The organism is Streptomyces sp. V4I8, from assembly GCF_041261225.1.
In the GTDB taxonomy this organism is placed as follows: domain Bacteria; phylum Actinomycetota; class Actinomycetes; order Streptomycetales; family Streptomycetaceae; genus Streptomyces.
This window is the reverse complement of record NZ_JBGCCN010000001.1, coordinates 6,372,418-6,398,054: the sequence shown is the minus strand read 5'-3', so window position 1 is coordinate 6,398,054 and position 25,637 is coordinate 6,372,418. Positions and strand designations below refer to the sequence as shown.

Sequence of the window (25,637 nt, the reverse complement as noted above, 5' to 3'; positions counted from 1 at the left end):
GGCGCGGGGCTGTATCGATATGCGGCTCCGCCGCGTGGGCGCGACCAGCCACAAACAACCCGCACCCGCCGACGAGACAGCCACCCCAACGGCGCTACCGCCGCAACGACTTACCGAACCCCGCAGCCAACGGCATCCGCAACCCCAAGGGAGGCGGAGCGGCGAACGCGTCGGCGACAGGCCGCGAGAACGCCCTCCCGAACAGCACCCCCATCACGAAGTCCTCGGCCAGCGAAAGGACTTCGTCCCGGTGCTGCTGCAACCCGTGCCGATCGGAGTGCACTTCGAACCGGCACACATCCCGGTTCGCCTTCTTCGCCCGCGCCGCCAGCCGGAACGACAGCTCGGGATCGGTGCGCTCGTCGTTCGTGCCGTGCACGATCATCACCCGCCGCCCCCCGAGCTGCTTCACCGGTTCGGGTGAGGCCGCCACGTCCTCCTCCGGCAGCCAGGGAGCCATGGCCAGCACGGAGTTGACGGCCTCGTGACCACCGGCCCGCAGCGCTGCCCGCCCGCCCATGTCGACCCCGGCGAGGCACACGGGGACGTCCCCGTAGCGCCGTACGACCTCGTCGGCGGCCCACAACGCGTCGCTCACCTGGTTCGCGTCGCTGCCGTTCCACCCGCGAAAGCGGTAGTGGACGACATGCGTGGCCAGACCCTCCGCCCGCCCGGCCCGCATCAGCCGGCGGCCCAGGGTCCGCACATAGGAGGTCGCCAACAAGGTCGCCGGCTTGCGATGTGATACTTCGTCACCTCCGGGAAGCAGAAGTACCACTCCGCTCACCGCTGTCGGCTCCGGCCCGATCGCCTTGCCCAGCCGGACCCTGCGCACCGGCGTCGCTTGCTGTGCCATGACAGAACAGTGTCAGAAGCGCGGGTGTACGCGACCCGTCCGTGGGGTCACCGTTACGTATCGACGGATGTGTAAAGCGCAAAACGAGACGAGCGGCGGAACCAGCGATGAAACGGTACCTCTACGCGCGTAGGCGTTAGAGTGCGGAAATGACGAGCCAGACTGCCCAGAAGGCGAACATCCCGAGTTCGGACCAGATCCGCCGGGCGCCGAAGGTTCTGCTGCACGACCACCTCGACGGCGGGCTCCGCCCCGGCACGATCGTCGAGCTCGCCCACGCGGTGGGCTACTCCCAACTCCCCGAGACCGACCCCGACAAGCTCGGCGTGTGGTTCCACGAGGCCGCCGACTCCGGGTCTCTGGAGCGGTATCTGGAGACCTTCTCCCACACCGTCGGCGTGATGCAGACCCGCGACGCCCTGGTCCGGGTCGCGCGCGAGTGCGCCGAGGACCTCGCGGAGGACGGTGTCGTCTACGCCGAGGTCCGCTACGCGCCCGAACAGCACCTCGAAGGCGGGCTCAGCCTCGAAGAGGTCGTCGAGGCCGTCAACGAGGGCTTCCGGGAGGGCGAGCGGATCGCGCGGGAGAACGGCCACCGCATCCGCGTGGGCGCCCTGCTCACCGCGATGCGGCACGCCGCCCGCGCGCTGGAGATCGCCGAACTCGCCAACCGCTACCGCGATCTGGGCGTCGTCGGCTTCGACATCGCGGGCGCCGAGGCCGGCCACCCGCCGACCCGGCATCTGGACGCCTTCGAGTACCTCAAGCGGGAGAACAACCACTTCACCATCCACGCGGGCGAGGCGTTCGGCCTGCCGTCCATCTGGCAGGCCCTGCAGTGGTGCGGCGCCGACCGGCTCGGGCACGGGGTGCGCATCATCGACGACATCCAGGTGCACGCCGACGGCTCGGTGAAGCTGGGCCGGCTCGCCTCGTACGTACGGGACAAGCGCATCCCGTTGGAGCTGTGCCCCAGCTCCAACCTCCAGACGGGCGCCGCCGAGTCGTACGCGGACCACCCCATCGGCCTGCTGCGCCGACTGCACTTCCGGGCCACCGTGAACACCGACAACCGCCTCATGTCCCACACCAGCATGAGCCGGGAATTCGAGCATCTTGTCGACGCGTTCGGTTACACGCTCGACGACATGCAGTGGTTCTCCGTCAATGCGATGAAATCATCGTTCATTCCTTTCGATGAACGACTCGCGATGATCAATGACGTGATCAAGCCGGGATATGCCGAACTCAAGTCCGAATGGCTGTTCCGGCAGACCAGCTCTACCAGCGGTTCTGAGGCCGAGGAGGGCTGACCGGGGATCCTCCGCGCACACGGAATGCGGACGCCATTCACAATCCGTCCGCATTTCGATGTTTGCGGTGGCGTGCGGGGCGTGTTTACGGTCGAGAACCGCTCACCACCCCGTAACGAATTTCGAGGACTTACTTTCATGAAGCAGTCTGCTGCCAAGACCCTCGGTGTCGCCGCTCTCGGTGCCGCCTTCGCCGCCGCGGGCGCGGGTGCCGCGAACGCCGCTCCGGTCACCCCGGACGCCGCGGGCGCGGCGCTGGGCACCGTCACCAGCGCGCTCCCGGCCGAGCAGCTCTCCCAGGCGGGTCCCGCCGCCGGTGCGGGGCTGGCCCAGGGGGGTGCGGGCCTTGCCCAGGGGCAGGAGGCGCTCACCTCGGGCGTGGCCGCCGCGCAGCCGGCCGCGGAGCAGGCGCTGGCCGGGGGCCCGACCGCCCTGGCCGAAGGGCTGCTCGGCGGTCTGCCGGTGCAGGGCCTGCCCACCCAGGGCCTGCCGCTGAACGGCCTTCCGGTCGCCTGATCCGCCTCGCCCGCACCACGCCGCTGGGGCGCACCCTTGGAACACGGGTGCGCCCCAGCGGCGTGTCCGTCCCGTCCCGGGCGTTTCCGACCTGCTGCTTTGTCCGCTCCGGGGGCCATTGTCAGTGGGCTGCGGTAGCTTCCGAAGTGTTGGGCGCGACGAGGCGCACGACGGGTTACGGCCACAGGGGTGGGTGGACGATGAGCGACGGCACGGCGACGACAACGGACCTCGACGTCAGGCTGGAGAAACACCGCGTCGAACTGACCGGGTACTGCTACCGCATGCTCGGTTCGTCCTTCGAGGCCGAGGACGCGGTGCAGGACACGATGGTGCGCGCCTGGCGGAGTTACGACAAGTTCGAGGGGCGCTCCAGTCTCCGGTCGTGGCTCTACCGCATCGCGACGAACGTGTGCCTGGACATGCTGACCGCGGGCAACAAACGGGCGAGGCCCATGGACCTCACGGAGTCGACGCCGCTGGCCCAGGCGGCGCTGTCGCCCCGGCCGGACCACACCTGGCTGGAGCCGATGCCGGACAGCCGGGTGCTGCCCACGACCGACGACCCGGCGGAGGCGGCGGTCGCCAAGGAGTCGGTGCGGCTCGCCTTCATGGCGGCCCTGCAGCAGTTGCCGCCCAAGCAGCGGGCGGTGCTGATCCTGCGCGAGGTGCTGGCCTGGAAGGCGAGCGAGGTCGCCGAGCTGCTCGGCACGACGGTCGCGTCGGTCAACAGCGCGCTGCAGCGGGCGCGTGCGACGCTCGCCGAGCAGCAGCAGCCGGGCACCGACGCCGTCGCCTCGGATCCGCTGGACGAGGAGCAGCAGAAGCTCCTGGAGCGATATGTCGCGGCCTTCGAGGGCTATGACATGACGGCGCTCACGGCCCTGCTGCACGAGGACGCCATCATGACGATGCCGCCGTTCGACCTGTGGCTGACCGGCGTCGACGACATCACGGGCTTCATGACGACGCTCGGCGCCCCCTGCGCGGGGTCGCGGCTGGTGCCGGTGCAGGTCAACGGGCTGCCGGGGTTCGCCCAGTACAAGCCGGACCCGGAGGCGGGCGGCTTCACCCCGTGGGCGGTGCAGGTGCTGGAGATCTCAGACGGCCGGATCACCGGGTTCCACTGCTTCCTCGACACCAAGCGCTGGTTCCCGCTGTTCGACCTCCCCCTCCACCTCGAAGCGGAGGCCGACCAGGTCGAGGAGGGCGTGTAGCGCGGGGTCCGGGTCGCGCAGCCGTATCCGGCCCCCGGCCCGCCGGGCGGCGAGCTGCAGCCGCGCCAGCAGGTCCACGACGCCCAGTCCCGGCGGCCCGAGCCCTCCGACATCACACACCACGACTCTCGCCCCGGTGGCCTCCAGCCGTGCCCGCACGTCGTCGCACAGCCCGGCCACCTCTTCCCGGGTGACGGGGCCGGCGAGCACGAGTACAGCGGGTGTCATGGCATCCACGATCGGTAGACCGGGCGGACGGGCGTAACTCATCGGGCCGGTAGCCGGGAGGCGGTTTCCGCTGCTCATCGCGCTTGCGCGCGGTGTCCGCCGACCGAGATCACGTTGACCCGCCGCCCTCCTTCCCCGGAGGGTTGGCTGTATGCCCCACGTATCAGCACCTCCCCGAATACCCTGCGGTTTCCTCCCCGCCATGGAGGCGCCGTGCAGGGAGTGCTGACGGGGTTCGCGGTGATCGCGGTCGTCATCGGGGTGGGTTATGTGATCGGCCTGCGCGGCCACCTCGGCGCCCACGGCCGTGAGGTCCTCACCAAGCTGGCCTTCCATGTGGCGTCCCCGGCCCTGCTGTTCACCACGCTCGCACAGACCGACCTCGCGGTGATCTTCTCCAGCCGCCTCCTGGTCACGGCCCTGAGCACGGCCGCCGCGGCCGGTGTCTTCGTCGCCGTCGGTGTCGTGCGGCGCTGGGGCGTGGGCCGCACCACGATCGGCGCGCTGTGCTCCAGCTACGTCAACTCCGGCAACCTCGGCATCCCGATCGCGGTGTACGTCCTGGGCGACGCGTCACTGGTCGCGCCGGTGCTGCTGTTCCAGCTGATCGGGGTCACCCCGATCGCCCTGACGATCCTCGACCTGTCCGGCGAGGGTGAGAAGGGCCCCTTGTGGCGCCGCCTCCTGACGCCGCTCCGCAATCCGATCGCGCTGGGCTCACTGGCGGGCGTGGCGGTGTCGGCGACGGGACTGCGGATTCCCGCCCCCGTCCTGGACCCCCTGACCCTGATCGGCGGCATGTCGGTCCCCGCGGTCCTGCTGGCCTTCGGCATCTCCCTGTGCGGCAGCACGATGCCGGGCCGGGGGCCGGACCGTCAGCCGGTGTTCCTCTCGGTCGCCCTCAAGTCGGTGGGCCAGCCGGCGGCGGCCTGGGCGCTGGCGGCGGGCGTGTTCGGCCTGCGGGGCGCTCCGCTGCTGGACGTGGTGGTGACGTCGGCACTGCCTGCCGCGCAGAACCTGTACACGTACGCGTCGAGCTACCGGGTGGGCGAGCGGTTGGCCCGGGACTCGATCCTCATGTCGACGGTGATCTCGGTTCCGGTGCTGGTGGTCGTCGCCACGCTCCTCGGCTGACCCGGGCGGGAGCCGAGTGGGTACGCCGAGGGCCGGGAACCCGAAGGCCCCGGCCCGTCGTGCGTTCAGCCGCTTCAGGCGATACGTTCCAGCACCACCGGCGAAGCCGTGAAGTCCGTCCCCGCCGCCGCGATGTCGTACGAACCCTCCACCGACTGGAGCGCGTACTCGAAGCGCTCCGGGGTGTCCGTGTGGAGGGTCAGCAGGGGCTGGCCCTCGGTGACCGTGTCGCCCGGCTTGGCGTGCAGTTCGATGCCCGCGCCGGCCTGCACCGGGTCCTCCTTGCGGGCGCGCCCGGCGCCGAGGCGCCAGGCGGCGACGCCGATGTCGTAGGCGTCGAGGCGGGTCAGGACACCGGAGGACGGGGCCTTGATCACGTGCTGCTCGCGGGCGACCGGCAGTTCCGCGTCCGGGTCGCCGCCCTGGGCCGCGATCATGCGCCGCCAGACGTCCATGGCCGAGCCGTCGGCCAGGGCCTTGGCCGGGTCGGCGTCCTTCACGCCCGCCGCGTCCAGCATTTCGCGGGCCAGGGCGATCGTCAGCTCGACCACGTCGGAGGGGCCGCCGCCCGCGAGGACCTCGACCGACTCGCGGACCTCAAGGGCGTTGCCCGCCGTGAGGCCGAGCGGGGTGGACATGTCAGTGAGGAGCGCGACCGTCTTCACGCCGTGGTCCGTGCCCAGGCCCACCATCGTGGAGGCCAGCTCGCGCGCGTCCTCGATGGTCTTCATGAAGGCGCCCGTGCCGACCTTCACGTCCAGGACCAGCGAGCCGGTACCCTCCGCGATCTTCTTCGACATGATCGAGGAGGCGATCAGCGGGATCGCCTCGACCGTGCCGGTGACGTCCCGGAGCGCGTACAGCTTCTTGTCCGCCGGGGCCAGGCCGTCGCCCGCCGCGCAGATCACCGCGCCGGTCGTGTCCAGGACGTTCAGCATCTCCTCGTTGGAGAGGAGGGCGCGCCAGCCGGGGATCGACTCGAGCTTGTCCAGCGTGCCGCCGGTGTGGCCGAGGCCGCGGCCCGACAGCTGGGGGACGGCGGCACCGCAGGCCGCCACGAGGGGAGCGAGCGGAAGCGTGATCTTGTCGCCGACGCCGCCCGTCGAGTGCTTGTCGGCCGTCGGGCGGGACAGGGACGAGAAGTCCATGCGCTCGCCGGAGGCGATCATCGCGGCCGTCCAGCGGGCGATCTCCCGGCGGTTCATGCCGTTGAGCAGGATCGCCATGGCGAGCGCGGACATCTGCTCGTCGGCGACCTCCCCGCGGGTGTACGCGTCGATGACCCAGTCGATCTGTTCGTCGCTGAGCTCACCGCGGTCCCGCTTGGTGCGGATGACGGAGATGGCGTCCATGGCCATGGCTTGGCTTCCTTCCGAGGGTTCCAGAAGTCGTACGGCCCCTCCGAGCCGGTCGCGTGGAGCAACTCGGAGGGGCCGCACGGGGGTGACGACTTACTTGCGGAGGTGGCCCGGCCCGAAGGCCTGCGGCAGCATCTCCGAGAGCGGCAGGATGCCCGCCGGGGTTTCCAGGAGCAGTTCCGGGCCGCCGAACTCGTACAGCAGCTGACGGCAGCGGCCGCACGGGACGAGGATGTCGCCCTTGCCGTCCACGCACGTGAAGTGCGTCAGCCGGCCACCCCCCGAGTTCTGCAGCTCGGAGACCAGCCCGCACTCGGCGCACAGGGCGAGGCCGTACGACGCGTTCTCCACGTTGCAGCCGGTGATCGTACGGCCGTCGTCGACGAGGGCCGCGACGCCGACCGGGTAGCCGGAGTACGGGGCGTAGGCGCGGGACATGGCGTCCCGGGCCGCCGCGCGCAGCTTGTCCCAGTCGACGTCGTGGGAGGCGGCCGAGGTCACTTGCCCTGGCCCTTCTTGTACGGCAGGCCGTCCGCCTTCGGCATCCGCAGACGTTGCGCGGACAGCGTGAGGACGACGAGGGTGACGACGTACGGCGTGGCGGAGACGACCTGGTTCGGGACCTCGTTGGTGGTGGCGTACCAGGTGTACACCAGGGCGCCGATCACCGCGGTGATCATCGACGGGGCGTACTTCTTGCGGATCACCAGCCAGATGGCGCCGATGATCAGCAGGAGCGCGCCGAGCAGCAGCAGGGCGTGGACGTTCGTCGAGCCGCCGCGCAGGTTGAGGCTGTCGGTGTAGCCGAACAGGCCGGCGCCGAGGGCGAGGCCGCCCGGCATCCAGTTGCCGAAGATCATCGCGGCGAGGCCGATGTAGCCGCGGCCGCTGACCTGGCCCTCCAGGTAGAAGGGGTTGGCGACGATGGACAGGAAGACGCCACCGAGGCCGGCCAGGCCGCCGGAGATGATCACGGCGATGTACTTGTACTTGTAGACGTTCACGCCGAGGGACTCGGCCGCGACCGGGTTCTCACCGCAGGAGCGCAGCCGCAGACCGAAGGCGGTGCGCCAGAGGATCCACCAGGTGGCGGGGATCAGCGCGATGGCGATCAGGGTCAGCCAGGAGACGTTGGTGACCAGACCGCCGAGCAGACCGGCGATGTCGGAGATGAAGAACCAGCCGTGGTTGTTCAGGTCCCGCAGCCCGTCGGACAGGCCCGGCACGGTGAAGTTGCCGAGGGAGTCGACCGCCGGGGACTGCTTGGCGGAGCCGCCCGCGTGGCCCTCGAAGGCGAGGGGCGCGAGGTAGCGGGTGATACCGAGGGCGAGGATGTTGATCGCCACACCGGAGACGATGTGGTTGACCCGGAACGTGACGGTGGCGATGGCGTGCAGGATGCCGCCGATGCAGCCGCCGATGATGCCGACGACGACACCGGTCCACGGGCCCCACTGGAAGCCGGCCCAGGCACCGAACCAGGTACCGAGGATCATCATGCCTTCGAGGCCGATGTTGACGACGCCCGCCCGCTCGGCCCACAGACCGCCGAGACCCGCGAGGCCGATCGGCACGGCGAGCTGGAGCGCGGTGGACATCTGGCTGACGTTGGTGATGCCGTCGGCGCCGGTGATGATGCGGACGATCGAGGTCAGCGCCAGGGCTCCGGCGATGACCAGCAGCAGGACGGACCACGACAGGCGGCGGCCCGTCGGTGCCGCGGGCTGCAGCGTGGGCTGGTTGACGTCGGTCGCGGTGGTCATCGGCCAGCCACCTCCTTCGTGGTGTTGTTGTCGGCGCCGAGGACGTGACCGGCGGCCAGTTCCGCGCCGACCCGGCGCTGCTGGCGGCGCAGGCCCCACTCGCGTACGGCCTCGTAGGAGACGACGACCGAGAGCACGATCAGGCCCTGCATGATGACCGCGATCTCCTTGTCGTACCCGTGGAAGTCCAGCTCGGGCGACGCCTTGTCGAGCCAGGCCCACAGGAGGGCGGCGAACGCGATGCCGACGGGGCTGTTGCGGCCGAGCAGGGCGATGCCGATGCCGAGGAAGCCGATGCCGGTGGGGAAGTTCAGGCTGTAGGTGTGGGTGTCGCCGAGCAGGATCGGCAGACCGGCGAGGCCCGCGATGCCGCCGGAGATCAGCATGGCGGTGAGCACCATGCGCTTGGGGTCGACACCGCTGGCCGCGGCGGCGGACTCCGAGGCGCCGGAGGCGCGCAGGTCGAAGCCGAACCGGGTGCGGTTGAGGACGACCCAGTAGGCGATGCCGAGCAGCACGGCGAGGAAGACCAGGCCGTAGATCTCGCCGGCGTCGCCCATGTTGATGCCGGGCACCCAGCCGGACTCGTGCATCTCGCCGGTGGTGTTGTTGTTGCCGACCTTGACGCCGAAGACGTCGGGCAGCCACAGGTAGGCGATGACGGAGGTCGCGATCGCGTTGAGCATGATCGTCGCGACGACCTCGCTGACCCCGCGGGTGACCTTGAGGACACCGGCGATACCGGACCAGAAGGCGCCGGTGCAGACGGCGGTGAGGAGCAGCAGCGGGATCTGGATCGCGGCCGGCAGGTCCACGTGGGCGCCGACGACGGCGGCCATCATGGCGGCGAGCTGGTACTGGCCGTCGACGCCGATGTTGAACAGGTTCATCCGGAAGCCGATGGCCACCGCGAGGGCCGCGATGTAGTACATCGAGGCCTGGTTGATGACCAGCACCTGGATGTCGGAGAAGCCGATCTGCTCGAACATCAGGGTGTACGGCTCGACCGGGCTCTTGCCCGAGGCGAGCAGCACGATCGCGCTGAGCACGAAGGCCACGGCGAGCGCGATGACCGGTCCGGCCACCGCGAGGAGCACACGCTCCTTGTCGAACTTCTTCATCAGCGGGCCTCGTCTTCCGGAGCCTCGGGAGACTTACGGATCTCGGGGGTGTCTGCGCCGGGCTCGGCGTTCTCGTCGTGTTCCAGGTGGCCGGTCGCGGCACCGGTCATCGCCGAGCCCAGCTCCTCCGGCGTGATGGTGGCGGGGTCGGCGTCGGCGACCAGCTTGCCGTTGTAGATCACGCGGAGGGTGTCGGACAGGCCGATCAGCTCGTCGAGGTCGGCGGAGATCAGCAGCACGGCCAGGCCCTCGCGGCGGGCCTCACGGATGTGGTCCCAGATCGCGGCCTGCGCGCCGACGTCCACACCGCGGGTGGGGTGCGCGGCGATCAGGAAGCGCGGCTTGTGGCTCATCTCGCGGCCGACGATCAGCTTCTGCTGGTTGCCGCCGGACAGGGAGGCGGCGGTGACGTCGATGCCGGGGGTGCGGACGTCGTAGGCCTCGACGATGCGGCGGGTGTCCTGCTGCGCGGCCTTCGGGTCCAGCCAGACGCCCTTGGCGTTGGGCTTCTCGGTGACGTGGCCGAGGATGCGGTTCTCCCAGAGGGGGGCCTCCAGGAGCAGGCCGTGGCGGTGGCGGTCCTCGGGGATGTAGCCGATGCCCTGCTCGCGGCGCTTGCGGGTGACCCAGCCGGTGATCTCCTCGTCGATCAGCTTGATCGTGCCGGAGTCGGCGTGCCTGAGGCCGATGAGCGCGTCGACCAGTTCGGTCTGGCCGTTGCCCTCGACGCCGGCGATGCCCAGGACCTCGCCCGCGTGGATGGTGAAGGTGATGTCGTCGAGCAGGGCCTTGCCGCCGGGTGCCTCCAGGCGCAGCTTCTCCACCGTGATGACGGGACGGTCGGTGACCGTGGACTCGGCGGTCTCCGGCGTCGGCAGCTCGCTGCCCACCATCATCTCGGCGAGCTGGCGCGGGGTCGTCTCGGCGGGGACGGCCGTGCCGACGGTGGTGCCGCGGCGGATGACGGTGATCTCGTCGGCGACGGAGAGCACCTCGCCCAGCTTGTGGGAGATGAAGATGACCGACAGGCCCTCGGCCTTCAGTTCGCGCAGGTTGTCGAAGAGCGCGTCGACCTCCTGCGGCACCAGGACGGCCGTGGGCTCGTCGAGGATCAGTGTGGTGGCGCCGCGGTAGAGGACCTTGAGGATCTCCACGCGCTGGCGGGCGGCGACACCGAGTTCCTCGACGAGGCGGTCGGGCTCCACGCCGAGGCCGTAGCGCTCGGAGATCTCCTTGATCTTCCGGCGGGCCTTGGCGCCGATGCCGTACAGCTTCTCGCTGCCCAGCGCGACGTTCTCGAGGACGGTGAGGTTGTCGGCGAGCATGAAGTGCTGGTGCACCATGCCGATGCCGCGGACGATGGCGTCGGCCGGCGACGAGAAGCTGACCTGTTGGCCGTCGATCGCGATGGTGCCCTCGTCCGGCTTCTGCATGCCGTAGAGGATCTTCATCAGGGTCGACTTGCCTGCGCCGTTCTCGCCGACGAGGGCGTGGACGGTGCCCTTGCGGACGGTGAGGTGGATGTCGTGGTTGGCCACGACGCCCGGGAATCGCTTGGTGATCCCGGCGAGTTCGACGGCGGTCACCTGACCGTTGACCGCCGCGCCGGCCGGAGGGCTGCTGGACGCGTTGATGGCGCACTCTCCTGGGGACGGGGGTCGTCTACGCGCGTAGCGCCCCTATGGCCTGAAAGGGGCCGACGCGCCGCGACCAACGGGGCACGGGGAAGGCCCCTTGGAAAGCCTCCCCGTACCCCGTTGAGCGGACGTAACCCCGGGGTTACCGCTGCTCAGGGTGTTGCTGCAATCAGCTCGACTTGACCTTGATCTCGCCGCTGATGATCTTCTCCTTGGCCGTCTTGATGGCGTCCTGGAGCTCGGTGTTGTCCGCGAACTTCGGGTTGGAGTTCGACAGGCCCACCTCGCCGGTCTTCAGATCGCCACGAACGATACCGGTCCCGGGCTTGCCGTCCTCGACCGACTGCGCCAGGTTGTACACCGCCTTGGCGACGTCCTTCATCGCCGACGTCAGGATGAAGTCCTTGTACTTGGCAAGGGCTTCCTGCTTGTACTGGTCGGAGTCGACGCCGATCGCCCACACCTTGTTGGCGGCGGCGGCCTCGATGACGCCCTGGCCGGAGAGACCGGCCGCCGCGTAGACGACGTCGGCCTTCTTCTCGATCTGACCCTCGGCGGCCGACTTGCCCTTGTCCGGGCTGGCGAAGCCGCCCTCCTCCGCGGTCTGCGTGAGGTACTGGGAGAGGACCTTGACCTTGGGGTTGGTGTCCTTGACGCCCTGCTCGTAGCCGGCCTGGAACTTGTGGATCAGCGGGATGTCCACGCCGCCCACGAAGCCGACCGTGTTCGTCTTGGTGCTCTTGGCGGCGGCGACACCGGCCAGGTACGAGGCCTCCTCCTCGGAGAAGACCAGGTCGGCCACGTTCTTCGACTCGACCGTGGAGTCGTCGACGATACCGAAGGTGGTGTCGGGGAACTTCTCCGCGGCACCCTTCACGGCGGTGGCGTACGCGTAGCCGACGCCGATCACCGGGTCGTAACCCTGCTTGGCCAGCGACACCAGTCGCTGCTCCTTGTCGGCGTCCGTCTCACCCTCGGTGGGCTCGACGTCGGCGGTGTCGTACTGGAACTCCTTCTTCGCCTGCTCCAGGCCCGCGTACGCGGCGTCGTTGAAGGACTGGTCACCCTTGCCGCCGACGTCGTACGCGATGGCGAGGCCCTTGTTGCCGCCCTTCGACTCCGACGATGAGGCCGAGGTCGAAGTGCCGCCGCAGGCGGAGAGCGCGAGGGCCAGAGAGGCGGTCGCTGCGCCTGCGACCGTGATCCGGGAAATCCGGCGCATGTGTAGAGCTCCTGTCGTACTGGCGGGGCCGGAGACGTGCGGGTGCGTTCCCGCGTCGTTCGGTGCGTGCTCTCGGCGTGCCGGACGAAGGTCCTCGTAGCGGAGGAGCTACTAGGGCCTTTGGCCGGTGCGGCGAGAGTGCGTGCCGGGCGGCGTGGGGGCGCACCCGCACTTCTCCGGGTTCGCCCAGCGCCGGACGGTACAGCTCGGGACAGCTTCACAGCTACGGCGCTGGCTTTCGCCGCAGAGTAACGCGCGTAGACCTGCCGGGAAACCCCTTCTGTCCACCTTGTTATGCGCCCGTGGCCAACAGCACGTCAGACCTTGACCAAGGGCTTGCCGACAGCAAACGGTCCATGGCTGTGGGTGATCCGAACCCGGGGGAACGCCACAGCGGGCGGGCATCCGAGGATGCCCGCCCGCTGCACAGGTGTACGACCGTGACTACTCGGTCTTGACCTTGATGGAGCCGTCGATGATGCCTTCCTTGGCCTTCGCCACGGCCTCGGAGAGCCCGGCGATCTTCGCGAACTCCGGGTTGGACTCCGACAGGCCGACGCCGTTGACCTTCTCCGACAGGCCGACGCGTTGACCTTCAGGTCGAAGGTCTGGGTGCCGGTCAGCGGCTTGCCGTCGTGGACGGACTTGGCCAGCGAGTAGACCGCGCCGCCGACGTCCTTGAGGGCGGAGGTGAGGATGTAGGTCTTGTACGACGCCAGGGCCGCCTGCTTGTACTGGTCGGAGTCGACGCCGATCGCCCAGACCTTGGCCTTCGCGGCGGCCTCGATGACACCCTGCCCGGACAGACCGGCCGCCTGGTAGATCACGTCGGCCTTCTTCTCGATCTGGCCCTCGGCGGCGGCCTTGCCCTTGTCGGGGCTGGAGAAGCCGCCCTCCTCGGCGGTCTGCGTCAGGTACTGGGAGATGACCTTGACCTTGCCGCCGCTGGTGTCCTGGACACCCTGCTTGTAGCCGGCCTCGAACTTGTGGATCAGCGGGATGTCCACGCCGCCCACGAAGCCGACCGTGTTGGTCTTGGTGGCCTTGGCCGCCGCCACGCCGGCCAGGTACGAGGCCTGCTCCTCGGCGAAGACGAGGGAGGCGACGTTGTCGCCCTGGACCACCGAGTCGACGATGCCGAAGGTGGTGTCCGGGTACTTCTTGGCCGTGGCCTCCATCGCGGGACCGTAGGCGAAGCCGACGCCGATCACCGGGTTGTAGCCCTGCTTGGCCAGCGAGGCCAGACGCTGCTCCTTGTCGGCGTCCGTCTCGCCCTCGGTGGGCTCGATGTCGGCGGTCTGGTAGCCGAACTCCTTCTTGGCCTTCTCCAGTCCGGCGTACGCGGCGTCGTTGAAGGACTGGTCGCCCTTGCCGCCGATGTCGTACGCGATGGCGAGGCCCTTGGTGTCACCGCTGCCGTCGCTGCCGGCGCCGTTGCTGTCGCTGCTGGTACCACCGCACGCCGTGGCGGCCAGCGCGATCGACGCGACCCCCACCGCGACACGGGTCAGTTTGGATATCCGACGCATCGTGAAGTCCCCATTCTCCAAGCCCCGCAGTGGGTGCTGAGTTCGGCGCACATTAACGCGCGTAGACACTCCTGGGAACGGGGTTTCGTCTTGCCGTTATCCATTCGTGCCGATGGCCCGGTTACGTCCTTGTGAACCATCGGATCGAAAGGCACGCATGGGGCGACTGCACCCGCCGCGCACCGCGCACTCCGGTAACCACGCGTACCAGGGGTGCCATGACCGTGATGGCGCTCAGGACCGCCCGTCATGGGGTCAGACTCCCCCCGCCGCGCCGGGGCCGCAAGCGGAGGGAGCGGTCCGGCTAACCGGCGGCGTCGAGGAGCGCGGCCGCGGTGAAGAGCTCCACGCCCACCGTGATGGCGGACTCGTCCACGTCGAAGTCACCCTGGTGGAGGTCCCGGCCGATGCGGTCACCCGGGTGGCGGGTGCCGAGGCGGGCCATGGCGCCGGAGACCTGCTCCAGGTACCACGAGAAGTCCTCGCCGCCGAGGCTCTGCTCGGTGCCCTCGACGGAGTCGGCACCGCGACGGGCGGTCATGGCGCCGCGCAGCAGCTCGGTCGCGTCCGGGGCGTTGACGACGGGCGGGACGCCACGGACGTAGTTGATCTCCGACTTGGCGCGGTGGAGGTTCGCGATCTCGTCGATGGCGGCGACGACGAGGTCGGGCGCCTGCCGCCAGGTGTCGAGGTTCAGGCAGCGCACGGTCCCGGAGAGCTCGGCGCGCTGCGGGATGACATTGGGCGCGTGGCCGGACTCGATCCGCCCCCAGGTCACCGAGAGGCCGCTGCGGGCGTCGGCGCGCCGGGCGACGATCGCGGGCACGTCGGTGACGACCCGGGCGGCCGCGGTGACCAGGTCGGTCGTCAGGTGGGGGCGGGCGGTGTGGCCGCCGGGGCCGTCCAGGGCGATTTCCAGCCGGTCACATGCCGACGTGATCGGGCCCTGGCGCAGGCCGATCTTCCCGGCGTCCACCTTGGGGTCGCAGTGCACGGCGAGGATCCGGCCCACCCCGTCGAGCGCCCCGCACTTGATGGCGTCGAGGGCGCCTCCGGGGAGCACCTCCTCGGCGGGCTGGAAGAGCAGCCGGACGGGCCGGGGCAGCCGGCCTTGCCTGTGCAGTTCGGCGAGCACCAGGCCCGCGCCCAGCACGACGGTCGTGTGGACGTCGTGGCCGCAGGCGTGCGCCCGGTCCGGCACGGTGGAGCGGTACGGGCACTCACTCTTCGTGTCCGGGATGGGCAGGCCGTCGATGTCGGCGCGCAGGGCGAGCACGGGCCGCTCGCCGTGCCCCTCCCCGATGTCACAGATGAGCCCGGTTCCGGAGTCGAGCACGCGGGGGTGGAGGCCTGCCTTCTCCAGGCGGCCCTTGATCGCGGCGGTGGTACGGAACTCCTGGTTGCCGAGCTCCGGGTGCATGTGCAAGTCGCGCCGGAACGCGACGAGTTCCGCACGGAGCGCCTCCGGCAAAGTGCCGGGAAGGACGGCTTCCCCGGGGTGATCGGCCTCGGACTCTTTGGACATCAGTTGGTTCACCCTCTACAGGGTAGGACGCCGGGGTGGCCAACTCGCCCTTGAACAACAAAAGTTCAACCCGTTAGGGGAAGAAAACCTGGCCGCTCGACGCATGGCTGTGAGTTGAGATGGGTAGGTAGTTCTTTTCTCTACGCATACCACGTCCCGCGCATCCCCGGCGGTTCTGTCCACCGGACGGAATCGCACTCGGGCAGATCTCGGTCACGCAGCGCGGTTAGGCTGCACCCCGTGAGTGCCGAGAACCCTCGTTTCATACGGGCCACCCGAACCTCGTACGACACGATCGCCGACGTCTACGCGGAGCAGTTCTCGGACTGGCTCGGCGTCCATCCGCTGGACAGAGCCCTGGTCGGCGGGTTCGCGGAGCTGGTGACGGCACGCGGCGGCGAGCCGGTGGCCGACATCGGCTGCGGGCCGGGGCATGTCAGCGCCGCGCTGGACGCGCTGGGGGTTCCCGTGTTCGGGGTGGATCTCTCGCCCCGCATGGTGGAGCTGGCCCGGCGGTCCCATCCCGGCCTGCGGTTCCATGTGGGGTCGATGACGTCCCTGGGCCTGCCGAACGAGACGCTGGGCGGGATCGTCGCCCTCTACTCGGTCATCCACGTCCCGGACGATCACCTGCCGACGGTGTTCGCCGAGTTCCACCGTGTCCTGGTACCGGGGGGCCATGTCCTGCTGGCCTTCCAGGCCGGCGACGGGGCCGAGCACCTGCACCTCGCCGAGCGCTTCGGGCGGGTGATCGACCTCGACTACCACTGGCGCGCACCGGACACGGTCGCCGAGCGTCTCGCCGAGGCGGGCCTCCAGCCGGTCACCCGGGTGCTGCGGGAGCCCCAGGGCGAGGAGAAGCGGGCCCGCGCCTTTCTCGTCGCGCGCAAGGGCGGCTAGACCCGTACTTCGCGGGTCGTTGATTCGTATGGTGTGACCGGTCCGGGGTGTCCTGGGCCGGGGGTGTGGCGTTGGGTGGGGTGTGTCGATGACTTCCCGGTCCCCGCGGCCACGGTCTCAGCGTCAGCGTCTTGAAGTGGCGGTGACGTCCGTGGTGGAGAAGCGTCTGGGCGCTCTGCCTGTCGCTGCCGAGTTTCTGCGTCGGCTGGATGTCGCCGGGATCGTCGACGAGGTGTGTCCTGGTGGCGCGAGTGCGCTGGTGACGCACGGGCAGGTGATCGAGGCGTTGGTGGCCAACCGGCTGACGTCGCCCGCGCCGTTGGTGCGGGTGGAGGACTGGGCCAGGTGCTGGGCAGTGGAAGAGGTCTTCGGGATCGAGCCCGCTCTGCTCAACGATGATCGTCTGGCCCGGGCACTGGATGCGATCGCTCCGCAGCTGGAGCACATCGCGGGCACGGTCGGGGCGCGGGCGATCGGTGAGTTCGGGATCGATGTGGCCCGGATGCACTGGGACATGACCAGCATGTCCGTGCACGGGGCCTTCCCGGTCGAGGGTCAGGAGGAGGACTTCCCCGTCATTGGCTACGGGCATCCCAAGGACCGGCGCTTCGATCTGAAGCAGGTCCAGGCCGGGCTCGCGGTGTCGGCCGACGGCGGCATCCCGCTCCATGCCCGGGTCTTCGGCGGTGGTGCGGCCGAGGTCAGCCAGGTCGTCGGCGCGATGAAGGACCTGCGGGCCATGGCCGGTGAACGCGACTTCCTGATGGTCGCCGACTCCAAGCTGGTGTCCTACTCCAACGTCCGTGCCCTGCTGGCGGCCGGGGTCCAGTTCATCGCCCCGGCCCCGGCCGCGCAGGTCAAGGACGAGGTCTATGCCGCTCTCGATCCCGCGCAGGCCACCATCGTGGACTGGACGCCCAACCGGGAGGCGGGCAAGCCCGCCGAGCGGCGCGAGACCTACCGCGTGCTGGAGGACACCCACACCCTGACCGGGCCCCGCAAGAGCGATCCTGTGCTCACCGTGCGACGGATCCTGGTCCACTCCACCGCGAACGCCGCCGGCCAGCAAGCAGCCCGGGACAAACGCCTGGCCAAGGCCGCCCAGGACCTGAACAAGCTCACCGCTGCGGCCGGCGGACGCCACTACAAGACCCGGGAGAAGATCGTCGCCCGAATCGGTGTCATCGCCGCCAAGCGCCGTGTCACCTCTTGTCTGCGCTGGACCGTCACCGATAACGAGGACGGCACCCCGGTCCTGGCCTGGCACTTCGACACCGGCGTGCTGAAGGCGGAAGCCGTGGTCGACGGCTGGTACGCACTGCTGACGTCTGTCCCCGCCGACCAGGCGGACGCTGGGCAGACTCTGATCCACTACAAGGGCCAGGGCGCGGTCGAGCGCAGATACCACGACTTCAAGGGCCCGCTCGCGGTCGCGCCGGTCTTCGTGCAGCACAACCGGCGCGTTGCCGCCCTGATCCAGGTCATCTGCCTGGCCCTGCTCGTCTTCTGCCTGATCGAACGGCAGGTCAGACGCGCGCTCGGCCCCGAGCAGACCATGAGCGGCCTCTACCCCGACAACCGCCGGGTCCGCCCCACCGGCCGCATGGTCTTCTACCACCTCGGCGAACTCACCCTGCGCATCGGCAACATCACCGACCCGCCCACCGTCCAGATCACCCGCGGCGTCCAACTCCACCTCCTCGACCTACTCGACACCGACATCGGACAAACCCGCTGGCCACAGACCTGAAACGGTGACCCGCGAAGTCCGGGGCTAGACGGCGCTGAGCGCACCGCTGGTGGTGCCGCGACGTGCCGCCGTTCGTCTGCGGCGCCCTCGTGGCTGGTCGCGCCCCGCGGCGGAGCCGCACATCGCTACAGCGCCGCGGTGCCCAGGGAGGCTGCCGAACCGCGGTGGACTTGACTCGACCTGCTCAGACAGCGCTCACGGCCGACAGCCGGTGCACGTCCCGGGCGGTCCCGGTGACCCCCGACAGGAACCCCTGCGCCCGTGGCGAGGCGTTCTCCGTCAGCCATGCCGGGTCGATGTCGCAGACCGCGACGCGGACCTCCGTGCCGGAGAGGGCCAGCGGCAGGGTGTGGACGACGGTCGAGGGGAAGCTCAGGATCGTGCGGCCGATGGGGCCGCGGCGGGCGATCAGCTCCAGGGGGAGGTCCGGGCGGACGATCTCCAGACCGGTCTCCACCGCCAGCCGGTGCAGCTTCTCCGCGCTCTCGCGGCGGTGGGCGAAGTAGCGGGTGGCGCCGTGCGCCCTGGCCAGGGAGAGGACGGCCTCCAGGTAGCGGTCGTTGTCCACGACGCCGGTCTCGACGAGGGACGTACCGACCATGTCCGCGCCCTTGGTGATGCGGGGCGGGCCGAAGCGGTCACGGGTCCAGGCGAAGGTGTTGGCGGTGACCGTCACGCCGTCCGGGGTCTCCTCCATCGGCATGGAGGAGAAGATCTCGACCCTGCGGTGCTCGCTCGGCGTGAGGCGCCTGCGCGCGGCGGAGGACACCGGGGCGAAGACCAGGTCACGGGGGCCGGGGCGGCCGCCCTTGCGGTGCCAGCGGACCAGGCGCTCGCCACGGGCGAGTTGGGCGACGAACTCCATGGTCGCCGTGCCGTCGTCGACGACGACGATGTCGCGGGCCTTGGTGATCGTCAGCAGGAGTTGGACGTAACGGGAGAACGGGTCGCCCAGGACTATGCGGTCGGCGCGGCGGAGCCGGCCCGCGAGGCCGCCGATCGTCTGGAAGGGAGCGGCCGCGCCGCCCCGCGCCTCCTCCCAGCGGACCTCGTGGCCGTCGTCCCGCGCAAGCTCGGCCATCCGCCGCAGCTGGCCGCGGGTCATGGGGTCGATCGGGGACAGGACGACGAGGGTGAGCCCCGCGCCGAGGGCATCCTCGCGGGCGTGCGCCCACTCCAGCACGTTCAGGAGCTGTACCGGGCTCTCGACGAAGGCGAGAGTGTGAGGGCCGGTGTTCCCGGCGCGGTGGCTCATCGGCGTACGACCGTCCCGTCGTAAGGCGCTCATGCGGCGCTCGTATTCAGCTCGTGTTCCGGACAGGCCCTGGTGCTGCCACGAGCCCGAAGGGCGCCGAGCCCGAGCGCTCCTGCTCGGGGCACTCGGGATCGGCGCACTCGGACTCGGTGTCTTCAGGCTCAGACCTGGACCGGCTCGCCCGCCGCGGCGGCGATCTCCGCCTCGGCGACCACACCGGCGACGCGGCGCAGCTTCTTCATCGGGCCGAGCTCGGAGTCGTAGACCTTCTTGACGCCGTCACCGAGGGAGGCCTCGATGGTGCGGATGTCGCGGACCAGGCGGGTGAGGCCCTGCGGCTCGACCGAGGCGGCCTGGTCGGAGCCCCACATCGCGCGGTCCAGGGTGATGTGACGCTCGACGAAGACGGCGCCGAGGGCGACCGCGGCCAGCGTGGTCTGCAGGCCCGTCTCGTGGCCGGAGTATCCGATCGGGACGTTCGGGAACTCCTTCTCCAGGGTGTTGATCGCGCGGAGGTTGAGCTCCTCGGCCTTGGCCGGGTAGGTGGAGGTGGCGTGGCACATGACGATGTTGTCGGAGCCGAGGACCTCGACGGCGTGGCGGATCTGCTTCGGCGTCGACATGCCGGTGGAGAGGATGACCGCGCGGCCGGTGCCGCGCAGGGCCTGCAGCAGCTCGTCGTCGGTCAGGGAGGCAGAGGCGACCTTGTGGGCCGGGACGTCGAACTTCTCCAGGAAGGCGACGGCCTCGGTGTCCCACGGGGAGGCGAACCAGTCGATGTTCTTGCTCTTGCAGTACTCGTCGATCTGGCCGTACTCGTCCTCACCGAACTCCACGCGGTGGCGGTAGTCGATGTAGGTCATCCGGCCCCAGGGGGTGTCGCGCTCGATGTCCCACTGGTCGCGCGGGGTGCAGATCTCCGGGGTGCGCTTCTGGAACTTCACGGCGTCACAGCCGGCCTCGGCGGCCACATCGATGAGCTTGAAGGCGTTCTCCAGCTCACCGTTGTGGTTGATGCCGATCTCGCCGCAGATGTAGACGGGCTTGCCCGGGCCGACTTCGCGCGAACCGAAGGAGCGGAGGCGGGAGTTGGTGCTCATGGCAGAGATGTCCTTACTTGGTGAGGGAGTCGAGAGAGGGGCCGAGGATCCAGCTGGCGATCTCTCGGATTGCGCCGTCGCCACCGGGGAGGGCGGTGACCGCGCGTGCGGCGCCGCGCACGACGTCGTGGGCGCTGCCGACCGCCACGGGCCAGCCCACGAGGGCGAAGCACGGGAGGTCGTTGACGTCGTTGCCGACGTAGAGCACGCGCTCAGGCGCGATGCCCTGCTCCTCGCACCACTGCTTCAGCGCGAGGTCCTTCCGGTCGATGCCGTGCAGCACGGGAATCTGCAGCTTCCGTGCGCGGGCGGCGACGACCGGGTTCTGCTCCGTGGACAGGATCAGCATCTTCAGCCCGCTGTTGCGCAGGGCGGCGATGCCGAGGCCGTCTCCGCGGTGCACGGAGACGAACTCCTTTCCATCGGCATCGATCAGCACCCGGTCGTCGGTCTGGGTGCCGTCGAAGTCCAGTACGACCGCGTCGATCTCGTCGGCGGTCGGGAGGGCGCCGGGCCGGTCCGCGTCGAACAGCGGAGCCAGCGCGCGGGCGCGGGACAGGTCGTGGGGATCGTCGATCTCCAGGACCCGGGCGGGGTCGGTGCGCACGAGCTCGGTGCGGCCGAAGAAGCGGTGCTTGTGCTCGCGGAAGCCGCGCGCGTCCATCGCGTAGGCGGCGCCGGTCTCCAGGAAGTCCTGGGGGCGGTCCTGGCGGCGCGGGCGGAAGGACTTGTCGTGGTTGACGCCGTAGCCGCCGCCGGAGGTGGTGGTGCGGGTGGCGACGGTGTCGGTGCCGCCCTCGACGGCCTCGCGTTCGGCGCGCAGGGCGGCCGGCTCGTCGTCGCCGTGGCGCCACACGAAGCCGTGGAAGGGCGCGACGGTCAGGGAGGTGTCGGCGCCGTTGGCGAGGATCGCCTTGACCACGCCGTCGATGTCCTCGCGGACGATGAAGGGGCTGGTGCACTGCACGAGCAGGACCACGTCCACCGGGGAGCCGTGCAGCGCCTCGTGCGCGTCCATGGCGTGCAGCACGGCCGCCTCGGAGGTCGCGGTGTCACCGGCGATGGCGGCGGGGCGCAGCACGACCTCGGCGCCGGCCTGGCGGGCGGCGGCCGCGATGCCCTGGTCGTCGGTGGAGACGACGACGTCCGTGACGAGTCTCGAAGCCCGGCACTCACGCACGGCGCGCGCCACCAGCGGCACGCCGCCGACGGGCATGAGGTTCTTGGCGGGCACGCCCTTGGAGCCGCCGCGCGCGGGGATCACGGCGAGCACGCGCGGCACCGAAGTGCCTTGACCTGCTTCCGGGTGGGACATGGGTTCTGCTCCTTGACGTGAGGTCTGGCGGCTCACAGCTCGCCCATCCGCCGGATGACCGGCGCCACTCGCTGCACGCCGTGCCGGTAGGCACCGCGCGCCGCCCGGCGCACTATCTGGCGGACCGGGCCGGGCTCCTTGTCGTGGGCGGGGGCGCCGGGCAGCGGGCTGCCGTCGGGGCCGAGGTGGTGGCGGGCGAGGATGCCGGGCAGATAGCCGGGCGCGGTGGCCGGCGTGTAGTACGGGGTGAGGGCGGGCAGTCCGCCCGGCCGGTCGAGCAGCTTGGCGATGCGCTCGCGGGCCGCGTCGAAGGCGGTGGCGTACGAGCCGTCGGCGCAGACGCCCTGCCGGGACACCCACTCCTCGTCGGGCGCCGGCCGGTGTCCGTCGTCCAGCTGGTCCCAGGAGGCCAGGCAGCCCGAGCCGATGAAGTGGTGGTTGCCGAGCGCCTCGCGCACACCGAGGTCGGTGAGGACGACGGTGGGGATACGGCGGTGCAGCGACTCCAGCGCCGCCGTGGAGCTGATCGTGACCAGCAGGTCGGTGCGGTCGAGGACCTCGCCCATGTTCCCGTACACGAGACGGAAGTTGGCCGGCGGTTCGAGCCCCTGCACCAGCTTCTGGTACGGCAACTCCTCGATGTGAGTAGTGTGTTCGCCCGGCTTGGAGCGCAGCTTGAGCAGTACCTCGCGCTCGGGGTGCTTGCGGGCGTGCTGGATCAGGCGGTTCAGCAGGTACGTACGGTCGTTGCGGCTGTCCGGCACGGAGGGCTGCGCCGCGAAGACGACCGTGTACGGGTCGTGTTCGCCGGCGTAGGGCTCTCCGCCGAGGAACGGCAGCGCCACCTCGGTCACCGCCGAGGCGTCGGCGCCGACCCCCTCGTACACCGCGCGGAACCGCTCGGCGTCCTGGCGGGAGTTGGCGAGGACGAGGTCCGCGCCGTGCCGCAGCAGCAGGCCGTCGGCGAGCTTCTCGTAGACGACGCCGACATAGCCGGTGACGACCACGGGGCGCTGCGCCTGCCCCTCCCAGACCCGCTTGAGGCCGTGCAGCACGGCCTGCACACCGCCGCCCACGAGGGCGAGGACCAGGACGTCGTACGACTCCTGCGCCATGGCGCGCAGGAACTCGACCGCGGTCACCTCACGCAGGGAGTCGGCGTGAACGCCGACTTCCTGGAGCTGGCGGGGCGTGGGCGTGGCCCGGCCGCGCAGGAGATATCCGTCCAGACGGATGTCCGAATTCTCCGGCGCGATACGGTTCGCGGTGAGCGCGCCCCATTTCCACCGGGTATCGGAATCCGCGAGTACGGCCACTCGCCTGGTCTTCGTCGCACTTACTGGCACGTCGAAGACGCTAGGAAGAGATTCCGAGGTTCCGCCCAACCCGAATGCAACAAACGGTTAACAGCACATCGACGAACGGCGAATCGGCCTCCGGAGCGGTGCAAAAAAATCCTGGTTCATGGCATCGCCACGCGTCGTTCACCTTGCATCAAGCTCCGGGTAAAGACGGGTGACGGACCGCCCCCTAACGTCCTTCGCGTGGTCAAGCTCTCCGTCATCGTGCCGTTCTACAACGTGCAGCAATACGCGCCAGACACCCTGAAGAGCCTGCGTGCGAACACACGCGAGGACTTCGAGTTCATCCTCGTCGACGACTGCTCGACCGACGGGACACCGGACCTTCTCGCGCGCGCCGAGCGTGAGCTGCCGGGCGCGGTGGTCGTCCGACACGAGCAGAACGGAGGACTGGCCACCGCGCGGAACACGGGCATCGACAAGGCGCGCGGCGAGTATCTGACGTTCCTCGACGGCGACGACTGGCTCGCCCCCGGCTACTTCCCGCAACTGCTCGCGGCCATCGAGAAGTTGGGCTGCGACTTCGTACGCACCGACCATGTGCAGTGCACCGGGCGGGCGCGCAGCGTCCACCGGGTGCCGCACGGCCGGCGCTGGACGGTGATGAACCCGCGCGAGGCGATCCTGCCCGCCGACCGGTCGACGTCCGTGGACTACGCCTACGCGTGGGCGGGCATCTACCACCGCCGGCTGGTCGACCGCGGGGCGCTGCACTTCACCCACGGACTGCGCACCGCCGAGGACCGGCCGTGGATCTGGAAGCTGCACCGGGAGGCAGAGTCCTTCGCCGCGGTGGGGCTGCTCGGCGTCTACTACCGGCGCGGAGTGGCGTCCTCGCTCACCCAGATCGGTGATGTCCGGCAACTGGATTTCATTCGTGCGTTCGACCAGGTGATCGACGAAACCGCGGCCGACCCCGACGCCGATAAACTGCTTCCGAAAGCCGTGCGCACTTACTGCGCGATCATGGCTCATCATCTCGGACAAATCGAGAGGTTCGAACCCGCCGTGGCTCGAAAACTGCGTTCGATGAGCGCCGCCGCCCTGAAAAGAATGCCGCAGGACGTGCTCGCGGAGGTCGTGGACTCGATGGACGCGCAGCGCGCCGCCCGGTTGCGGCGGGTGCGCCGCCGGTCGCTCGGGGCCCGGACGGTGGCCGCCTGATGCCGCGCACCACCCAGATCTTCTGCGCCTCGACGCTGTACGGCGCCGCGACCCTGGCGGCCGCCCTGGACGCCGGGCTCTTCGAACCGGCCGACCGGCGACTGCTGCTGGTCACCAACAACGCGACCAACCCCGAGATCACCCCGTCCGTCGACGCGATGCCGGGCTTCACCCCGATCAGCGGGCGCTTCGACGAGGTCCGGTCCTGGAACGCGACCATCTCCCCGTTCCATCCGAGCGGTTGGTCACCGCGCGCCGACGACATCCCCATGTGGGAGCGGTACGTACGGCTGCTGTGGAACCTCGGCGACGACGAGGTGCGGCTGGCCGTCGAGTCGGTCCAGGTCAATCCGGCCCTCGCGCTGTGCCAGCTGTTCACCGGCGCTCCCGTCGACGTCTACGCCGACGGCCTCACAAGCTACGGCCCCACGCGCGACAAGATCGACCCGCTGGTCGGCACCCGCATCGGCCGGCTGCTGCACCTCGATCTCGTCCCGGGCCTCACCCCGCTGCTGCTCACCGAGTTCGGCGTGCCGGCCGAACTGGTGCCGTCCGAGGCGTTCCTGAAGGTGCTCGGCGAACTCGCCGAGGACCAGGGCGACCTGGCTGACGCCTTTTCCGCCGCGGACCGCAAACCCGCCCTGCTGCTCGGCCAGTACCTCTCCGCGCTCGGCATCCTCACCGACGCCGAGGAGGAGGACCTGCACCGGCAGATGGTGCGCGGCGCCGTCGCACTCGGCCACCGCGAACTCGTGTTCAAGCCGCACCCCGTCGCACCGGCCCGCTGGTCGAGGCTGCTGGAGGACGAGGCGACGAAGCTGGGCGCCGAACTCACCCTCCTCGACCGGCCCGTCCTCGCCGAGGTGGCCTTCCAGCGGCTGAAGCCCGCCCTGGTCGTCGGCTGCTTCTCCACCGCGCTGCTCACCGCCGCCCATCTGTACGGCGTCCCGGTCGCGCGGGTCGGCACCGACACCGTGCTGGCCCGGCTCGCGCCCTACCAGAACAGCAACCGCGTGCCCCTGACCCTCGTCGACGCACTGCTGCCGGACATCACGGACGCCGCGACGGTGCACGAGTGGACGATGCCACCGAGAGAGCGGGTGGACGAACTGTCCGCGCTGCTCAAGGCGGTCGGCTTCGCGATGCAGCCGAAGATCTACCCGGGGCTGCGCGGCGCGGCCGAGGCCTACCTCTCCAAGCAGCTGAACCCGCACACCTGGCGCTACTTCAAGCGCAAGCGCCTGACCGCGCTGGCCCTGCCCGGCGCCGTGCCGGCCCAGCTCTCCTTCATCCCGCGCAACGCGACCGTGCGCCGGCTGGCACGCCGGGCGCGGGCACTGAAACACGCGGCGGTGAAGAGGTAGCGGTGGCTG

The 25,637-nt window shown here is 70.0% G+C and carries 21 protein-coding genes and 1 pseudogene; 8 read left to right on the top strand and 14 right to left on the bottom strand.

The genetic code is table 11. The annotated features are described in order from the left end of the window. Positions 1-94: 94 nt before the first annotated feature. Positions 95-856 carry an alpha/beta hydrolase gene (locus tag ABIE67_RS29180; protein ID WP_370263837.1) on the bottom strand — a complete coding sequence of 254 codons (762 nt, stop codon included), beginning with the start codon at positions 854-856 and terminating at the stop codon, positions 95-97. 149 nt (positions 857-1,005) lie between these two features. On the opposite strand from ABIE67_RS29180, the gene ABIE67_RS29175 reads away from it, so the two are divergent. The 3 genes from ABIE67_RS29175 to ABIE67_RS29165 all read left to right on the top strand — a co-directional run bounded on the left by ABIE67_RS29175 (position 1,006) and on the right by ABIE67_RS29165 (position 3,902). Beyond that, positions 1,006-2,169, top strand: a complete 1,164-nt coding sequence (locus ABIE67_RS29175) for an adenosine deaminase (protein ID WP_370263831.1) — start codon at positions 1,006-1,008, stop codon at positions 2,167-2,169. 138 nt (positions 2,170-2,307) lie between these two features. Next, positions 2,308-2,685, top strand: coding sequence for an ATP-binding protein (locus tag ABIE67_RS29170; protein ID WP_370263826.1), 378 nt, complete (start codon positions 2,308-2,310; stop codon positions 2,683-2,685). 200 nt (positions 2,686-2,885) lie between these two features. After that, positions 2,886-3,902, top strand: coding sequence for a sigma-70 family RNA polymerase sigma factor (locus ABIE67_RS29165; protein WP_370263821.1), 1,017 nt, complete (start codon positions 2,886-2,888; stop codon positions 3,900-3,902). On the opposite strand, the gene ABIE67_RS29160 is transcribed toward ABIE67_RS29165, so the two are convergent. Next, positions 3,786-4,172: an STAS domain-containing protein gene (locus tag ABIE67_RS29160; protein WP_370263819.1), complete on the bottom strand. Its 387-nt coding sequence runs from the start codon at positions 4,170-4,172 to the stop codon at positions 3,786-3,788. The two genes, ABIE67_RS29165 and ABIE67_RS29160, sit on opposite strands and share 117 nt — an antisense overlap. Positions 4,173-4,343: 171 nt before the next feature. Between ABIE67_RS29160 and ABIE67_RS29155 the strand changes: the two genes are divergently transcribed. Then, positions 4,344-5,264: an AEC family transporter gene (locus tag ABIE67_RS29155; protein ID WP_370263817.1), complete on the top strand. Its 921-nt coding sequence runs from the start codon at positions 4,344-4,346 to the stop codon at positions 5,262-5,264. A 74-nt stretch (positions 5,265-5,338) separates the two neighbouring features. On the opposite strand, the gene ABIE67_RS29150 is transcribed toward ABIE67_RS29155, so the two are convergent. The 8 genes and pseudogenes from ABIE67_RS29150 to ABIE67_RS29115 all read right to left on the bottom strand — a co-directional run bounded on the left by ABIE67_RS29150 (position 5,339) and on the right by ABIE67_RS29115 (position 15,419). Beyond that, a complete protein-coding gene (locus ABIE67_RS29150) occupies positions 5,339-6,616 on the bottom strand; it encodes a thymidine phosphorylase (RefSeq protein WP_370269052.1) in 1,278 nt (425 codons plus the stop codon). A gap of 99 nt (positions 6,617-6,715) precedes the next feature. Next, positions 6,716-7,123 carry a cytidine deaminase gene (locus tag ABIE67_RS29145; protein ID WP_370263815.1) on the bottom strand — a complete coding sequence of 136 codons (408 nt, stop codon included), beginning with the start codon at positions 7,121-7,123 and terminating at the stop codon, positions 6,716-6,718. Next, positions 7,120-8,385 carry an ABC transporter permease gene (locus ABIE67_RS29140; protein WP_370263812.1) on the bottom strand — a complete coding sequence of 422 codons (1,266 nt, stop codon included), beginning with the start codon at positions 8,383-8,385 and terminating at the stop codon, positions 7,120-7,122. The genes ABIE67_RS29145 and ABIE67_RS29140 overlap by 4 nt, the downstream gene beginning before the upstream one ends. Next, positions 8,382-9,506, bottom strand: coding sequence for an ABC transporter permease (locus ABIE67_RS29135; RefSeq protein WP_370263808.1), 1,125 nt, complete (start codon positions 9,504-9,506; stop codon positions 8,382-8,384). Before ABIE67_RS29135 ends, ABIE67_RS29140 begins: the two co-directional genes overlap by 4 nt. Next, positions 9,506-11,092 carry an ABC transporter ATP-binding protein gene (locus ABIE67_RS29130; protein WP_370263804.1) on the bottom strand — a complete coding sequence of 529 codons (1,587 nt, stop codon included), beginning with the start codon at positions 11,090-11,092 and terminating at the stop codon, positions 9,506-9,508. The genes ABIE67_RS29135 and ABIE67_RS29130 overlap by 1 nt, the downstream gene beginning before the upstream one ends. A 220-nt stretch (positions 11,093-11,312) precedes the next feature. After that, the gene (locus ABIE67_RS29125) at positions 11,313-12,365 is read right to left on the bottom strand and encodes a BMP family protein (RefSeq protein WP_370263799.1); all 1,053 of its coding nucleotides are present in this window, start codon (positions 12,363-12,365) and stop codon (positions 11,313-11,315) included. 444 nt (positions 12,366-12,809) lie between these two features. Beyond that, a pseudogene (locus ABIE67_RS29120) lies at positions 12,810-13,894 on the bottom strand (BMP family protein). Between the two features lie 304 nt (positions 13,895-14,198). Next, positions 14,199-15,419 (bottom strand): M20 family metallopeptidase, encoded by a 1,221-nt coding sequence (locus ABIE67_RS29115; RefSeq protein WP_370263794.1) that lies wholly within the window; start codon positions 15,417-15,419, stop codon positions 14,199-14,201. A 240-nt stretch (positions 15,420-15,659) separates the two neighbouring features. Here ABIE67_RS29115 and ABIE67_RS29110 point away from each other — a divergent pair, with 240 nt between their 5' ends. Continuing rightward, on the top strand, positions 15,660-16,319 hold the full coding sequence (locus ABIE67_RS29110) for a class I SAM-dependent methyltransferase (protein ID WP_370263789.1): 660 nt from the start codon (positions 15,660-15,662) through the stop codon (positions 16,317-16,319). A 136-nt stretch (positions 16,320-16,455) separates the two neighbouring features. Then, the gene (locus ABIE67_RS29105; protein WP_370251876.1) at positions 16,456-18,069 is read left to right on the top strand and encodes an IS1634 family transposase; all 1,614 of its coding nucleotides are present in this window, start codon (positions 16,456-16,458) and stop codon (positions 18,067-18,069) included. Positions 18,070-18,253: 184 nt separating this feature from the next. Here the strand turns inward: ABIE67_RS29105 and ABIE67_RS29100 are convergent, their stop codons facing one another. The 4 genes from ABIE67_RS29100 to ABIE67_RS29085 form a co-directional block, all read right to left on the bottom strand. Further along, positions 18,254-19,324, bottom strand: a complete 1,071-nt coding sequence (locus ABIE67_RS29100; RefSeq protein WP_370269050.1) for a hypothetical protein — start codon at positions 19,322-19,324, stop codon at positions 18,254-18,256. A gap of 161 nt (positions 19,325-19,485) precedes the next feature. Beyond that, positions 19,486-20,424 carry an N-acetylneuraminate synthase family protein gene (locus ABIE67_RS29095; RefSeq protein WP_370263786.1) on the bottom strand — a complete coding sequence of 313 codons (939 nt, stop codon included), beginning with the start codon at positions 20,422-20,424 and terminating at the stop codon, positions 19,486-19,488. A gap of 13 nt (positions 20,425-20,437) precedes the next feature. After that, positions 20,438-21,739, bottom strand: a complete 1,302-nt coding sequence (locus ABIE67_RS29090) for a cytidylyltransferase domain-containing protein (protein ID WP_370263782.1) — start codon at positions 21,737-21,739, stop codon at positions 20,438-20,440. Between the two features lie 32 nt (positions 21,740-21,771). Beyond that, positions 21,772-23,085 (bottom strand): DUF6716 putative glycosyltransferase, encoded by a 1,314-nt coding sequence (locus ABIE67_RS29085; protein ID WP_370263777.1) that lies wholly within the window; start codon positions 23,083-23,085, stop codon positions 21,772-21,774. Positions 23,086-23,283: 198 nt separating this feature from the next. Between ABIE67_RS29085 and ABIE67_RS29080 the strand changes: the two genes are divergently transcribed. Next, complete coding sequence (locus tag ABIE67_RS29080; RefSeq protein WP_370263772.1) at positions 23,284-24,264, top strand: glycosyltransferase family 2 protein; 981 nt, start codon at positions 23,284-23,286, stop codon at positions 24,262-24,264. Continuing rightward, positions 24,264-25,628, top strand: a complete 1,365-nt coding sequence (locus ABIE67_RS29075; protein ID WP_370263767.1) for a polysialyltransferase family glycosyltransferase — start codon at positions 24,264-24,266, stop codon at positions 25,626-25,628. The genes ABIE67_RS29080 and ABIE67_RS29075 overlap by 1 nt, the downstream gene beginning before the upstream one ends. Positions 25,629-25,637 lie beyond the last annotated feature (9 nt).